Source organism: Qipengyuania sp. (assembly GCF_964227205.1).
In the GTDB taxonomy this organism is placed as follows: Bacteria; Pseudomonadota; Alphaproteobacteria; order Sphingomonadales; family Sphingomonadaceae; genus Qipengyuania.
The window spans coordinates 35442-48754 of the sequence record NZ_CAXQVB010000007.1 but is presented as its reverse complement, the minus strand read 5'-3'; the positions used below and the strand labels follow the sequence as shown (position 1 = coordinate 48754).

General features: G+C 66.1%; 13 protein-coding genes. 6 read left to right on the top strand and 7 right to left on the bottom strand.

Going from position 1 to position 13313, the window contains the following annotated elements:
- Positions 1-440: 440 nt before the first annotated feature.
- The 4 genes from ACEQZ0_RS14525 to ACEQZ0_RS14510 form a co-directional block, all read right to left on the bottom strand.
- Positions 441-1067, bottom strand: a complete 627-nt coding sequence (locus tag ACEQZ0_RS14525; protein ID WP_370191787.1) for a hypothetical protein — start codon at positions 1065-1067, stop codon at positions 441-443.
- Positions 1068-1138: 71 nt separating this feature from the next.
- Positions 1139-1942: a DUF1295 domain-containing protein gene (locus ACEQZ0_RS14520; RefSeq protein WP_370191785.1), complete on the bottom strand. Its 804-nt coding sequence runs from the start codon at positions 1940-1942 to the stop codon at positions 1139-1141.
- Positions 1939-2559 (bottom strand): lysophospholipid acyltransferase family protein, encoded by a 621-nt coding sequence (locus ACEQZ0_RS14515; protein ID WP_370191783.1) that lies wholly within the window; start codon positions 2557-2559, stop codon positions 1939-1941. Before ACEQZ0_RS14515 ends, ACEQZ0_RS14520 begins: the two co-directional genes overlap by 4 nt.
- A gap of 46 nt (positions 2560-2605) precedes the next feature.
- Positions 2606-4213 (bottom strand): carboxyl transferase domain-containing protein, encoded by a 1608-nt coding sequence (locus ACEQZ0_RS14510; RefSeq protein ID WP_370191781.1) that lies wholly within the window; start codon positions 4211-4213, stop codon positions 2606-2608.
- 188 nt (positions 4214-4401) lie between these two features.
- On the opposite strand from ACEQZ0_RS14510, the gene ACEQZ0_RS14505 reads away from it, so the two are divergent.
- Positions 4402-5034 carry a hypothetical protein gene (locus ACEQZ0_RS14505; protein WP_370191779.1) on the top strand — a complete coding sequence of 211 codons (633 nt, stop codon included), beginning with the start codon at positions 4402-4404 and terminating at the stop codon, positions 5032-5034.
- 66 nt (positions 5035-5100) lie between these two features.
- Positions 5101-5661, top strand: a complete 561-nt coding sequence (locus tag ACEQZ0_RS14500; protein WP_370191777.1) for a hypothetical protein — start codon at positions 5101-5103, stop codon at positions 5659-5661.
- On the opposite strand, the gene ACEQZ0_RS14495 is transcribed toward ACEQZ0_RS14500, so the two are convergent.
- On the bottom strand, positions 5658-6839 hold the full coding sequence (locus ACEQZ0_RS14495; protein WP_370191775.1) for an acyl-CoA dehydrogenase family protein: 1182 nt from the start codon (positions 6837-6839) through the stop codon (positions 5658-5660). The genes ACEQZ0_RS14500 and ACEQZ0_RS14495 overlap by 4 nt on opposite strands.
- 152 nt (positions 6840-6991) lie before the next feature.
- Here ACEQZ0_RS14495 and ACEQZ0_RS14490 point away from each other — a divergent pair, with 152 nt between their 5' ends.
- Genes ACEQZ0_RS14490 through ACEQZ0_RS14475 form a run of 4 tightly spaced genes read left to right on the top strand, consistent with a single transcriptional unit; the run spans position 6992 to position 11352 of the window.
- Entirely contained in the window at positions 6992-8518 is a 1527-nt protein-coding gene (locus ACEQZ0_RS14490; RefSeq protein ID WP_370191773.1) for a sensor histidine kinase, read from the top strand.
- Positions 8519-8567: 49 nt separating this feature from the next.
- On the top strand, positions 8568-9047 hold the full coding sequence (locus tag ACEQZ0_RS14485) for a hypothetical protein (RefSeq protein ID WP_370191772.1): 480 nt from the start codon (positions 8568-8570) through the stop codon (positions 9045-9047).
- Entirely contained in the window at positions 9044-9811 is a 768-nt protein-coding gene (locus ACEQZ0_RS14480; protein WP_370191771.1) for an ATP-binding cassette domain-containing protein, read from the top strand. Before ACEQZ0_RS14485 ends, ACEQZ0_RS14480 begins: the two co-directional genes overlap by 4 nt.
- The gene (locus tag ACEQZ0_RS14475) at positions 9808-11352 is read left to right on the top strand and encodes an ABC transporter permease/substrate-binding protein (protein WP_370191769.1); all 1545 of its coding nucleotides are present in this window, start codon (positions 9808-9810) and stop codon (positions 11350-11352) included. The genes ACEQZ0_RS14480 and ACEQZ0_RS14475 overlap by 4 nt, the downstream gene beginning before the upstream one ends.
- Here the strand turns inward: ACEQZ0_RS14475 and ACEQZ0_RS14470 are convergent.
- Entirely contained in the window at positions 11349-12437 is a 1089-nt protein-coding gene (locus ACEQZ0_RS14470) for a class I SAM-dependent methyltransferase (RefSeq protein ID WP_370191768.1), read from the bottom strand. The two genes, ACEQZ0_RS14475 and ACEQZ0_RS14470, sit on opposite strands and share 4 nt — an antisense overlap.
- On the bottom strand, positions 12434-13309 hold the full coding sequence (gene lgt / locus ACEQZ0_RS14465) for a prolipoprotein diacylglyceryl transferase (RefSeq protein WP_370191767.1): 876 nt from the start codon (positions 13307-13309) through the stop codon (positions 12434-12436). Before lgt ends, ACEQZ0_RS14470 begins: the two co-directional genes overlap by 4 nt.
- Positions 13310-13313: the final 4 nt, after the last annotated feature.

Sequence of the window (13313 nt, the reverse complement as noted above, 5' to 3'; positions counted from 1 at the left end):
TTAACACCGGGGGACCGGCTATCCGTCTCTGTTGGCGACCATCGCGGCAGGCTGTCGAAACCGCCAGCGCCGCGTCGGTGAGCGCCATCTAGGCGCGACCCGGGATTCGGTCAATGGCTTTTTGCAGGATATTTCCACGAATGGCGAAAAACAGCGGAATTCCGCCATTCCCAGGCCGCGCCTCCCCAGGCCACCTCACCACACCTGCGGTACGCCACCACCGCGAAGGCGCCTTGAACGGAGAATCGCGGCTGCAAACGAGCGGGAGTCGGAGACGATTCCCGCTTCGAGAATCCAGTCCCGGGAGGCGCCGTCTCCGCTGTCATCCCCCGATCGAGGCGAAGTGCGGCGGCAGATCGCGCAGGCCGACATCCCGCTCGTCGAACAGGCAGAGCTGGCGCCGGGCAGCGCACCGTCGACCGGCAGCTGGCAGCACGCGGTCAGGCGGCGCGGATATCTTGGGTGCCGCGCGCGCCGCCATCCTTGGCGTCGAGCCCGTCGAAGATCGCACCGACGATCAGCGCCAGCTTCTCCTCGCTCAGCCGGTCGTCGATCATCGCGATCATGTAGGGCTGAAGATAGCAGTTCACCATCTGGTTGATGAGCGACATCGCCGTGTCGACATCGAGCCCTGCGAGGAACCCCTCGGCCTGCGCTTCGGCGACCAGTTCGCACAGATAGTGGTCGCCGAGGTCGATATAGCTGCGCGCATATTCGAAATAGCGCTCGCCCATCTCGACATAGAGGTTGAAGGTTGCCGGATCGTCGCGGAAGTTCTGCCGCAGCAGGCGGAAACGCCGGGCGAAAAATTCGTACATCTTGCGCGGCGGCGGCAGGTCGGAGGCCATGACCTCGTCCATCACCGCCAGCTTGGGCGCGAACCATTCGCCGGTTACCGCCTCGAGCAGGTCGCCTTCTTCGGGAAAAACAACGTCGAGCCGGGCGCGGGCGATCTTCAATTCGGCGGCGAGCCGCGTCCGCGTGACCTCTTCGCCGGTACGCTCCATCAGCGCCATCGCCTCGCGCGCGAAGCGGCTGCGCAATTCGTCGATTTCCTTCTCGCTCACGCCTCGCGCGCTCCCATCGGTTCGACTCGCAAATTAGGGACGCTTTGGGGCGGGTGAAACCCCTTTCCGGTCTAGCGGGCGGATTTCTTCGGCGGGAGCGGGATGAAGGCCGAAGTGCGCGCCCGATAATCGGCGTAGTCGGGGCGCGATTTCTTCATCCCGCCTTCGAGCAGCGGCGCGCCCGACCAGCGGGTGAGCGTGAAGGTCAGGAACAGCGGGCCGATCACCGTCGCCGCCGCGACCCACCAGCCGGCCGAGGCGGCCGCGATCCAGATTCCCCACCAGACGCAGGCATCGCCGAAATAATTGGGGTGGCGGGTATAGCGCCACAGGCCACGGTCCATCACCTTGCCGGCATTGGCAGGATCCGCCTTGAATCGGGCGAGCTGCCAGTCACCGACCCATTCGAAGAATATCCCCAGTGCCCAAAGGGCCACGCCGACCAGCGCCAGTCCGCTGACCGGGGTCAGCGCACTGGCCTCGAGAATGCCGTATTGCGCGGGGCTGGAAACGATGAACAGCAGCACCGACTGGCCGAGGAACACCTTGGTCAGCGCGGCCACGGCGAAGCGCCCCTTCTCGCGATCCTTCCTGAGGATGCGCGCATAGCGCTTGTCCTCGCCCTCGCGCCGCCAGCGCAGCAGCAGATAGAGGCACAGCCTCAGCCCCCAGATCGCCGTCATAGCCATCAGCAGCGTTGCCAGCGGGCCGGGATCGTAGAGTCGCAGCCAGCTGACCAGCGCCAGCAGCGCCATGCCGCCGCCCCAATAGGCATCGACGAAGCTGACGTCGTCGATCTGGATGGCAAGCACCCACAGCAGCAGTGCCAGCCCGACGAGGATCACCGCGTTGGCGATCAGCGATTCGACGATCATGTCCTCTCCTTCCCCTGCAGCCCGATACTGTCTTCCAGAGCGCGGAAGCGATCGCAATCGGGCATTTTGCGGCGGTAGAATTGCGCCAACCGGGCGAGATCGGCCTCGTAATCGCCGCTCGGCATCAGCGGTTCGCCCATTCCGCCGCGCATGGTTTCATTGTTGACCCATGCCGGAACGATCGGGACGCCCGCGGCCATTGCGATGTGGTAGAAGCCGCTGCGCCAGCCGCCCTTGAAGGTGCGCGATCCCTCGGGCGCGATGACCAGCGCGAGATTGTCGGCCCGGGTGAAGGCATCGGCGACCTGCTCGACGTAATTGCCGCTCTTCGAGCGGTCGACCGGGATGCCGCCCATGTCGAGCATGAAATTGGTCGCGGGCCATTTGAAAAGGCTGAGCTTGCCCATGAAGCTCGGCCGGATGCCGAGTTCATGCGTCGCGCCGAGAAAAAACACGAAGTCCCAGTTCGAGGTATGCGGCGCACCGAGGATGATGAACTTGTCGCAGGCGGGCCGGCCCCCCTCGAGCTGCCAGCCCTTCCAGCGATAGAGCGCCACAAGCATGCGCCGCACCAGGCGCGACAGCAGCGAAGGCTGACGGTTCGGATCGGTCGGCATTGTCTCTCCCCGCTCCCGCCTAGCACAGAGCCGGCGGATTGCGAGCCTACATCCGGAACACGCCGAACTGCGGGCGCTCGGGGATCGGCGCCTCGAGGCAGGCAGCGAAGGCGAGGCCGAGCACGTCGCGGGTCTGGACGGGATCGATCACGCCGTCGTCCCACAGCCGCGCGGTGGCGTAATAGGGGTTGCCCTCGTCCTCGTATTTCTGGCGGATCGGGGCCTTGAATTCCTCTGCCTGTTCGGGGGTCCAGCTGTCGGCGTCGCGGTGGACGGTGGCGAGGACGCTTGCGGCCTGTTCGCCGCCCATTACGCTGATGCGCGCATTGGGCCAGGTGAAGAGGAAACGCGGCGAATAGGCGCGGCCGCACATGCCGTAATTGCCCGCGCCGAAGCTGCCGCCGATGACCACGGTGACCTTGGGCACGGTGGCAGTGGCGACCGCTGTCACCAGCTTGGCGCCATGCTTGGCGATGCCTTCGGCCTCGTACTTGCCGCCGACCATGAAGCCGGAGATGTTCTGGAGGAACAGCAGCGGGATGCGGCGCTGGCAGGCGAGCTCGATGAAATGCGCGCCTTTCTGTGCGCTTTCGGAGAACAGCACGCCGTTGTTGGCGAGGATCGCCACGGGCATGCCCCAGATATGCGCGAAGCCGCAGACCAGCGTGCTGCCGTAGTGCTGCTTGAATTCGTGGAACTCGCTGCCGTCGACAAGGCGCGCGATCACTTCGTGCACGTCATAGGGCGCGCGCACGTCTTCCGGCACGATGGCGTAGAGGTCCTCGGCGTCGAACTTGGGTGGGCGCGGTTCCTTCAGCTCGACTGCCTTGGCCGCCGCATGGTTGTCGCCGAGATGGCTGACGATATCGCGCACTATGGTGAGCGCGTGTTCGTCGTTTTCGGCGAGGTGATCGACCACGCCCGATTTCTTTGCATGGAGGTCGCCGCCGCCAAGATCCTCGGCGCTGATTTCCTCGCCCGTCGCCGCCTTAACCAGCGGCGGTCCGGCAAGGAAGATCGTGCCCTGATTGCGCACGATCACCGTCTCGTCGGACATTGCGGGGACGTAGGCGCCGCCCGCGGTGCACGAACCCATCACGCAGGCGATCTGCGGGATGCCGAGCGCCGACATATTCGCCTGGTTGAAGAAGATGCGCCCGAAATGGTCGCGGTCGGGAAAGACTTCGGCCTGGTGCGGCAGGTTCGCGCCGCCGCTGTCGACGAGATAGATGCACGGCAGGCGGTTTTCCTGCGCGATCTCCTGCGCGCGCAGGTGCTTCTTGACTGTCATCGGGTAGTAGGTGCCGCCCTTCACGGTGGCATCGTTGCAGACGATCATCACCTGCCGACCCGAGACGCGGCCGATCCCGGCGATCATCCCCGCGCCGTTGATTGCGTCCTCGTACATGCCGTTGGCGGCGAGCTGGCCGATCTCGAGGAAGGGGCTGCCCGGATCGAGCAGGCGTTCGACACGCTCGCGCGGAAGCAGCTTGCCGCGCCCGACATGCCGCTCGCGACTTCCCTCGGATCCGCCCAGCGCGGCAGCTGCCACGCTCGAGCGCAATTGCGCGGCAAGCGACTGGTTGTGCTCGAAACGCGCCTTGGCGTCGGGGGCATCGCGGTCGAGCGTGGATGTGAGAACGGGTGCGGTCATCAAAAAGTCCTGTGGTGAGAGCGCGTCACCTAGCGGCGCCTCACGGCCAAGCCAAGCATGCCGGGCTGAAATGACATCACCTTGCGAATTTGGTATGGGCGCGCGCACCGCAAAGGCACCCCCGGGGATCGCGAAGTGGAGGGTGCCGGCGGATTCGATCAACCAGGGGTCGCGGAAAGGAAGCCATCATGGCACCTGCCGTAGAACGCTTGTCGCCTTCGATCCTTGCGAGCCTGATCGCAGCGGCGAGCCTGTCGATCCCGTCTGCCTCGCTCGCCGACCCCGGTCCGGACGAGCCGACCCTTGCCGAGATACGCGCGGCGACCGAACGTTTCCGCGATGTCGATGTTGCACTGGCCGAAGGCTACATCCGCGACCCGGCCAACCTGTGCGAGACCGCCGAGGACATGGGTCGCGATCCCGCGCTGGGCGCGATGGGCGTACACTATTTCCGCCCCGATATGCTGGGGGTCGACGGACCGCCCAACCCGCGGGTGGACGGCACAGGGACGCATACCGATTTCCGCGATCCGGCGATCCTCATCTACGAGCCGCAGGCCGACGGGTCGATGGAGCTGGTCGCGGTCGAGAACCTCGTCTTCCGCAAGGCCTGGCACGAAGCAGGGCACGATGCACCGCCGAGCTTTCACGGCCTCGCCTATGACGCGATGGAGGACAATCCGGAGACAGAGGCCGACGAAGCGCACAATTTCATGCCGCATTACGACCGGCACGTCTGGCTCTATCGCGACAATCCCAACGGCATCTTCAAGCCGTTCAACCCGGATGTGAGCTGCGAACATCATGCGGGTGCCGATTAGGGCAAAAGCCGCGTTCGTTTTATAAGCTGACAAGCCGATTATCGCGCCGATTGGGAAGGGGGCCTGATGACCGATATCGAGATCATCTACGGGTTCTACGGACTGCTGCTCGGGCTGGCCGTCGCCACCATCACTACAAATCTCGCCGATGCACTGAAATCCCGGCGCCAGGTGAAACTGGGATATGTGCCGATCCTCATCGGCGCCTACATCCTCCTGTGCGTGGTGGAACAATGGACGGCGATGGCCGTGCTTCGAGACGTCTTCACTTTCTCGCCATTGATGCTGGTCACCATGCTGTGCATGGCCTTGCCCTACATCTTCGTGGGCCGGGCGATGATGCCGGAAAGCTTCGCTGAAGTCGGTGAGATCGAAACCTTCTATCTCGAAAACAAGATCGAGATACTCATCGCCCTGCTCATCCCGCCGCTGGCGGCCTCGGCCTTCAATCTTTTCTATTTCAACGACATGTTTCCGGCGATCCTGATTGCGACCGCGGTTTTCAAAGCTCCGCTGATCGTCATTTTCGTCTGGCTTTTGCTGACCCGTAATATCCGGTTGCACCGTGCTGGATACGCCCTTGCCTGCCTCCACCTGGGCGGAACGATGATCCTTCGAACGCTTTAACCCGCCGCCCCGATCAGTTCGCGCCCGATCAGCATGCGGCGGATTTCGTTCGTGCCGGCGCCGATATCGAGCAGCTTGGCATCGCGCATGTAGCGTTCGACCGGCCAGTCGAGCGTGTAGCCTGCACCGCCCAGTGCCTGGACACTTTCGGCGGCCACGCGGAAGGCATTTTCCGACGCCAGCAGGATGGCGCCCGCCGCGTCGAAACGGGTGGTGTGGCCGGCGTCGCAGCTCTTGGCCACCGCATAGGTGTAGGCGCGCGCCGATTGCAGCGCGACATACATGTCGGCGACCTTCGCCTGCATCAGCTGGAAACTGCCGATCGGTTTGCCAAACTGGGTACGCTCGCGCAGGTAGGGAAGGACCGTGTCGAGGCAGGCCTGCATGATGCCGAGCTGAAGCCCGGCAAGCACCACGCGCTCGTAGTCGAGCCCGCTCATCAACACGCCCACGCCGCCGTTGACGGGCCCCATCACGCGGTCCTCGGGCACGAAGCAGTCGTCGAACACCAGTTCGGCCGTGGGCGAGCCGCGCATGCCGACCTTCTCGATCTTCTGGCCGATCGAGAAGCCCTCGTCACCCTTCTCGATCAGGAAGGCAGTGATGCCGCGGCTGCCGGCATTGCCGTCGGTCTTGGCATAGACGACCAGCGTATCGGCATAGGGCGCATTGGTGATCCAGAACTTGGTGCCGTTGAGGACGTAGCCGTCCACGCCATCGCGCGAGGTGGCCTCGGCCTTGAGCTTCATGGAAACGACGTCCGACCCGGCGGAGGCTTCCGACATGGCGAGACTGCCGACGTGCTCGCCGCTGATCAGCGGGGCGAGGTATTTGGCCTTCTGCTCCTCGTTGCCCCAGCGGCGGATCTGGTTGACGCAGAGATTCGAGTGCGCGCCATAGCTGAGGCCGAGCGAGGCCGAAGCCCGGCTGACTTCCTCGACCGCGACGACATGTTCGAGATAGCCGAGGCCGAGCCCGCCGTCTTCCTCGTCCACGGTAATGCCGTGCAGGCCGAGCTCGCCCATCGCCTGCCACAGCTCGTCGCGCGGGAACCAGTCCTCGCGATCGATCTTCTCGGCCAGCGGAGCGATCTGTTCGTCGGCGAAGCGGGCGACGGTGTCGCGGATCATCTCGGCGCTTTCGCCGAGCTGGAAGTCGAAATCGGGGGTCGCGCGCATGGTGTCTCCTCAAATGCCTCGCGAAAATCGTATGCGGGCGAGCCGATAGCCGAGCGTGCAACGAGGGGCAATTCCAATAGCAGCCGCTTTCTGCCTTCGTTCGGAAAAGCTTTACCGGATTGGCGCTGGCGCCTAGACGCGCGAGAAGGGTCATGTACCGCAGCGATACCTTCCTGTGGCCCGAGGGCACACCGCCCTCGGACGCTTATTGCGACGAGGACGAGCGCCTCGCGATTCTGGCCGCCTATGGCACGGCGTCGATGGTCGATGATCCGGAGCTGCAGGAAATTGCCGAGCTCGCCGCCAGGATCTGCAATACGCCGATGGCCATGGTCACCATGGTTGAAGAAGGGCGCCAGCAGTTCCTGGCGCGAACCGGGCTCGAGGCCCGCGAAACGCCCCGTTCGACGAGTTTCTGCGCCCACGCCATGCTTGGCGCCGAACCGCTGGTGGTTGCCGATGCCCGCGAGGATGCGCGCTTCACCGACAATCCGCTGGTGACCGGCGAGCCGCATATCCGCTTCTATGCCGGGTATCCGCTCGTTTCGGCCGAAGGCGCACCGTTCGGCGCGCTGTGCGTGATCGACACCGTGCCCCGCGCGGAAGGCCTTACCGCGCTGCAGCGCAACACGCTGGCCGTGCTGGCCAAATCGGTGATGCGGCGCCTCTCGCAGCATCGGCTGGGAGCGACCGCCAAGCAGGCCGTGCACTTGCGCGAAAGCTATCTCAAGCGGATGATCGACAGCGTCCCGGGCATCGCCTGGTCGACCGATGCCGCGGGCAAGTTCGACTACATCAATCCGCAATGGACCGAGCTCACCGGCTTGCCGGCACCGCGAACGCTGGCCGACTGGCGGGCGGCGGTCCACCCCGAGGACTGGGAGAATGCGGCGGGCGCCTTCCAGCATTCGCTCACCAGCGGCGCGCCCTTCGAATACGAATGGCGGCTGAAACTGGCCGATGGCGCATTCCGCTGGATGCTGTCGCGTGCGGTGAAATCGGAGGTCGGCAATGGCGAGAGCCGCTGGTTCGGCACTGTAATCGAGATCGACCGCCAGCGGCGGCTGTCCGAAGCGCGCGACCTGCTGGCGAACGAACTGTCGCACCGGATCAAGAACATCTTCGCGGTCGTCTCGGGCCTCGTCTCGATCCGCGCACGCCGGCGTCCCGAAGCCGCCAAATTCGCAGACGAGCTCAACCAGGCGATCCGCGCGCTCGGTGCGGCACACAATTACGTGCGGCCCGACCACGGACATCGCGAAGGCACGCTCACCGGCCTGCTGAGCGACCTGCTAGCGCCCTATGGTTCGGCCGAGGAGACGCGCTTCACTATCGCCGGCCCCGGCATTGCCATCAGCCCCCGGGCAGCGACGCCGCTGGCGCTGATCTTCCACGAGCTGGCGACCAATTCGGCAAAATACGGCGCGCTTTCGTGTCCCGAGGGCCAGGTGACCGTCCTCGTCGAGGAAACGGGCGCGGATGGAGGCGATATCAGCGTCGTCTGGGAAGAGAGTGCACGCAGCTGCGACATTCCCGCGCCAGGCGCGCACGAGGGCTTCGGTTCGCGATTGCTACGCATGGCCGTCGAAGGGCAGCTCGGCGGGACTTTCGAGCGCAGCTATTCGGACGACGGGCTGCACGTCAGGATCGGCTTCCCGCGCAAGTCGATCGATAGCTGATCGTCCGCGCGGCTTGCACCGCATGGCCGCCTGTGCTTTGCCTCCTTCCATGCGACGGGGTGTAACAATTACGGGACGCTGGCTGGCCGCGGCGATCGGGCCGCTCGCGCTCGCCGCCTGCACCGGCCAGAAGGCGGACCAGCCGTTGTCGACAGACACGGGCGAGACCGGTGCGAGCGCCACGGCCACGCCATCCGGCGAACCGGCTCCCGAAGCTTTCGCCGCCACCGGCTGGCGTGCGCTTGCCGAGGACGGGGCACGCTATACCACCTATCTCGACCCGGACGGCACCTATCGCGACTTGCGCAACGGCGATCCGTGGCAGACCGGCAGCTGGCGCTATCTCGATAGCGAGGGCGACAAGCGGCTCTGCTTCAAGCCCGATGACGAAAACGGCCTCGAGCGATGCTGGCAACCGGGCCGCATGTCGGGCGATAGGCTGCGCGCCAAGGGCGACGGCGGGGTTACGATCGAACTCAAGCGGGTAGAATACCAGCCTCCTGCGGAAGCCGACGACGCAGCGGCGTGAACCACGCGCAGCAGGCCCCGCTCGAATTCCGCGACCTGCGCAAACGTTACGGCGCCACACCCGCGGTTGCCGGTATCTCGCTCGCCATCGCGCCCGGCGCCTTCGTGGCGCTGGTCGGCGCTTCGGGGTCGGGCAAGTCGACGCTCCTCAAGACAGTCAACCGGCTGGTCGAGCCGAGCGGCGGCACGGTGCTGTTCGAAGGTGCGGATGTTGCCGGCCTCCCGCTGGCCGCCCTGCGCCGCCGGATCGGCTACGTCTTCCAGTCCGTCGGGCTATTCCCGCATATGAGCGTCGCCGAGAACATCGCCATCGGCCCGCGACTGGTCGGCGAACGGCTGCCCGCTTCGCGCATCGCCGAGCTGCTCGAGCTGGTCGATCTCGACCCCGCCATGGCGCCGCGCATGCCCGACGAGTTGTCGGGCGGCCAGCGCCAGCGCGTCGGTGTCGCGCGGGCGCTGGCGAGCGAGCCGCAACTGCTGCTGATGGACGAGCCCTTCGGCGCACTCGACCCGGTCACCCGCGACGCACTCGGCCAGCGCGTGCGCAAACTTCACGCCGAACTCGGCCTGACCACGGTGATGGTCACGCATGACATGGCCGAGGCGCTGCTGCTCGCCGACCGCATACTGGTGATGGACGGTGGCAGGATCGTCGCCGACGAGACTCCGCATGCGCTTCTCGACGGGGCCGGCGGTGAGATCGCCCAGGCGCTGGTATCGGTCCCGCGCGGTCAGGCCGACCGACTGGCGGAACTCGCCCGGTGAACAGCATCTGGGCCACCTTGCTCGGTCTCGGCGACAAGCTCGCCGCGCATGTCCTGCTGTCGTCCGCGGCGATCGCGCTGGGCATCGCGCTTGCGCTGCCGCTGGCAATCTGGGCGAGCCGTTCGGAAACGGTCGCGCGCGCCACGCTGGGATTCGCCAGCCTCGTCCAGACGATCCCGGCACTCGCGCTGCTGGCGCTGTTCTTCCCGATCCTGCTGAGCCTGCGCGCGGTCTTCGGCGAGGGGTTGCCGACGCTCGGTTTCCTCCCCGCACTGCTCGCGCTTGCGCTCTATGCGCTGCTGCCGATCCTGCGCAACGCGGTGACCGCCCAGGCCAATCTCGATCCCGGCGTGATCGAGGCGGCCGACGGAGTCGGGATGAGCTTCTGGCAGCGCCTGCGGCTGGTCGAGGCCCCGCTCGCCGCACCATACATCATGGCCGGCATCCGCACCGCAGCGGTGTGGACGATCGGGGCGGCGACCCTGTCGACAACCATCGGCCAGCCGAGCCTGGGCGATCCGATCTTCGCCGGTTTGCAGACCCAGAATTGGGTGCTGGTACTCGCCGGCTGTATCGCCAGCGCCGGACTGGCACTGGTGGCGGACGCGCTGCTCGGCACGATCGAACGGGGCCTGAGGACACGCCGACGGCTGCTCACTGCCGGAGGGCTCGGCGCGGTGGCGCTCGGCATCCTTGCCGCACTAGCGGTCCAATTCGCCGGGCGCAGCGAGGATCGCATCGTCATCGGCGCCAAGGGCTTTTCCGAGCAATACATCCTCGCCCGGCTGATCGGCCAGCGACTTGAGAAGGCGGGCTATGCGGTCGGCTATCGCGACGGTCTGGGATCGGCAGTGGCGCATCGCGCGGTGTCGACCGGGGCGATCGACATCCTCGTCGACTACACCGGCACGATCTGGACCAACCAGATGGAGCGCAGCGACAACCCCACGCGCGATGCGATGCTGGCCGAAATCATCGACTGGGAAAGCCGCACCAGCGGCACGCATGTGCTCGGCCGGCTGGGCTTCGAGAACGCCTATGGCCTGGCCATGCCGCGCGCCGCGGCGGCGAGCGCGGGCATTTCCGGGATCGGCGATCTGGCGACAAAGGGGCAGGGGATGACAATCGGGGGTGATCCCGAGTTCTTCGAAAGGCCCGAATGGATTGCGGTGCGCGATACCTATGGCCTGCGCTTCGCCGCGCGGCGCAATTTTGCCCCCACCTTCATGTACAACGCGCTGCAGTCGGGCGAGGCCGACGTGATCGGTGCCTATACCTCCGACGGGCGTATCGCAGCGGACGACCTCGTGATCCTCGACGATCCGCAGGGCGCCTTCCCCAATTACGATGCTATCGTCCTCCTCGCACCCGAGACGGGCAAGGACGAACGCCTGCTCGAGGCCCTCCGCCCGCTAGTCGGCGCGATCGATGTTGCGGCAATGCGCGAGGCCAACCTCTCGGTCGACCGCGAGGAGAACAAAGTCTCGTTCGAAGAGGCAGCGCGCCGGCTGGCACAGCGTGCGGGGGTCGAGACCCCCTAACCCTTGCCGGACTTGCGGCGTTCGCCTTCGGGGAAGCCGGCCCCGCGCGGCCAGTCGCGCGCACCCAGCGCCATGCATTTGAACAACTCGCCCATGTCACCGGGCTGGACGAGGCGGTCGTGCGCCGCCGCCAGCTCGCCGGCGCGATCCGGTGTCGCCCTGGCCAGCGCCTGCGCGCGCAGGCCGATCCCCATCGCGGTGAGCCAGGCGCCCTGCGTGGTCAGCGAGCTGGCGACGCCCTCACGCCGGGCGATCGCATCGAGCGTGGCGAAATCGACATGCGCGGTGAGGTCCATTTCGCCCGGCGCGGCGAAAACATCGACCTTCTCGTGCGCGCGGACCGCCTGCAGGGTCGAGCCGCTGCGCGGCGCGAGGTGGCCGTAGTCGATAAACAGCGCCGCCCCGCCCTGGAGGTCGAGCCGCCGGGCCAGCGCCTCGACCAAGGTCGCCGCCGCCGGACAGGTCTCTATCACCGTGCCTGGTGGTGCGGCGCGCTGCGCTTCGGGCACCGCATCGTCAATCGGATTGGGCCCCGTGACGAAGGCGAAAGCCCCGCTATCGTCGAGTCCAACCATACGCTCGCGCCAGCCCTGCTCGGTCATGACCAGCTGGCGCACCGGCAACGCGTCGAGGAATTCATTCGCCAACAGCAGGATCGGTCGGTCGTCGGGCAGGGTATCGAGCGTGTCGTGGAACCGCGCATCCGCCAGCGCCCCGCCCTGGATGCGGCGCAGCGCCTCGGACCCCTCGACGAGATGCACTTGCGGCCGCAGGCTCTGGCTCGCCATTGCCCGCAGCGCATCCTTCGCCAGCGTCCCGCGACCGGGGCCGAGCTCGATATAGATCGCCTCTTCCGGTCGCCCCGCACGCGCCCAGATATCGGCCAGCCACAGCCCTGCCATTTCGCCGAACATCTGGCTAATTTCGGGCGCGGTGGTGAAATCGCCCGCCGCCCCCAGCGGGTCGCGCGTGGTGTAGTAGCGCGCATTGCTCTCGCCCATGTAGCGCGACACGGGCATCGGCCCATGCTGCGCGATCAGCCGGCGAAAGCTTGTCGCGAGCCCGGTCTCGCCGCCCTCGTTCATGCCGAAGGCGACGCGACCTTGGGCGCTCCGCCGACCGGCGGCTTCATCAGCGCATAGACCAGCACCACGATCCCGATGCCGATCATCGGCAAGCTAAGCCATTGCCCGCGCGACAGTCCGGTTTCGGTGACGACATAGGCGAGATAGGCATCGGGTGCGCGGAAGAATTCCATCAGGAAACGGCCCACCCCCATGCCGATGGTGAAAATCGCCACCAGCAGGCCGGGCCGATAGCGCGCGCGCGTCTTCCAGAACAACGCCAGCAGCAGCAGGCCCAACAGCAGACCTTCGAAACCCGCCTGGTAGAGCTGGCTGGGATGGCGCGGCAGCTGGTCGGGATCGGTCGGGAAGACCATTGCCAGCGGGAAATCGCTCTCGACGGGACGCCCGTAGAGCTCGCCATTGACGAAGTTCGCCAGCCGCCCGAGCATGTAGCCGATGGGGACGTTGACAGCGATGTAATCGCTCACCCGCAGCCAGTTCAGCCCGCCCCGCCAGGCGACCCAGCTGATCGCCACGATCACCCCGATCACCCCGCCATGGAAGCTCATCCCGCCTTCCCACAGCTTGAACATATCGAGCGTGCCGAACAGTTCGGGGCGGTAGAAAGCGACATAGCCGAGCCGCCCGCCGAGGATCACGCCGAGCGTACAATAGAAGAACAGGTCGTCGGCGTGGCGCTGCGCCATCGGTGCGCCGGGCGCCTTGATCATCTTCGACAGGTGCCAGTAGGCGAGGAGGATGCCGAGCAGGTAGGCGAGCGAGTAGAAGCGGAGCTGGAAGCCGCCGATCTCGAAAAGATAGGGCCTGAGGCCGAGATTTTCCCAATAGATCGGTTCCGCCGCGCCCGATGCAGCCAGTAGTGACAGCAAGTGC

What these genes read in the sequence shown, in the direction of transcription:
- ACEQZ0_RS14515 (WP_370191783.1), bottom strand. Translation starts at nt 2,559, where the DNA reads ATGCCGACCGATCCGAACCGTCAGCCTTCGCTGCTGTCGCGCCTGGTG.
- ACEQZ0_RS14495 (WP_370191775.1), bottom strand. Translation starts at nt 6,839, where the DNA reads ATGCGCGCGACCCCCGATTTCGACTTCCAGCTCGGCGAAAGCGCCGAG.
- ACEQZ0_RS14510 (WP_370191781.1), bottom strand. Translation starts at nt 4,213, where the DNA reads ATGACCGCACCCGTTCTCACATCCACGCTCGACCGCGATGCCCCCGAC.
- ACEQZ0_RS14470 (WP_370191768.1), bottom strand. Translation starts at nt 12,437, where the DNA reads ATGAACGAGGGCGGCGAGACCGGGCTCGCGACAAGCTTTCGCCGGCTG.
- ACEQZ0_RS14490 (WP_370191773.1), top strand. Translation starts at nt 6,992, where the DNA reads ATGTACCGCAGCGATACCTTCCTGTGGCCCGAGGGCACACCGCCCTCG.
- ACEQZ0_RS14485 (WP_370191772.1), top strand. Translation starts at nt 8,568, where the DNA reads ATGCGACGGGGTGTAACAATTACGGGACGCTGGCTGGCCGCGGCGATC.
- ACEQZ0_RS14500 (WP_370191777.1), top strand. Translation starts at nt 5,101, where the DNA reads ATGACCGATATCGAGATCATCTACGGGTTCTACGGACTGCTGCTCGGG.
- ACEQZ0_RS14520 (WP_370191785.1), bottom strand. Translation starts at nt 1,942, where the DNA reads ATGATCGTCGAATCGCTGATCGCCAACGCGGTGATCCTCGTCGGGCTG.
- ACEQZ0_RS14505 (WP_370191779.1), top strand. Translation starts at nt 4,402, where the DNA reads ATGGCACCTGCCGTAGAACGCTTGTCGCCTTCGATCCTTGCGAGCCTG.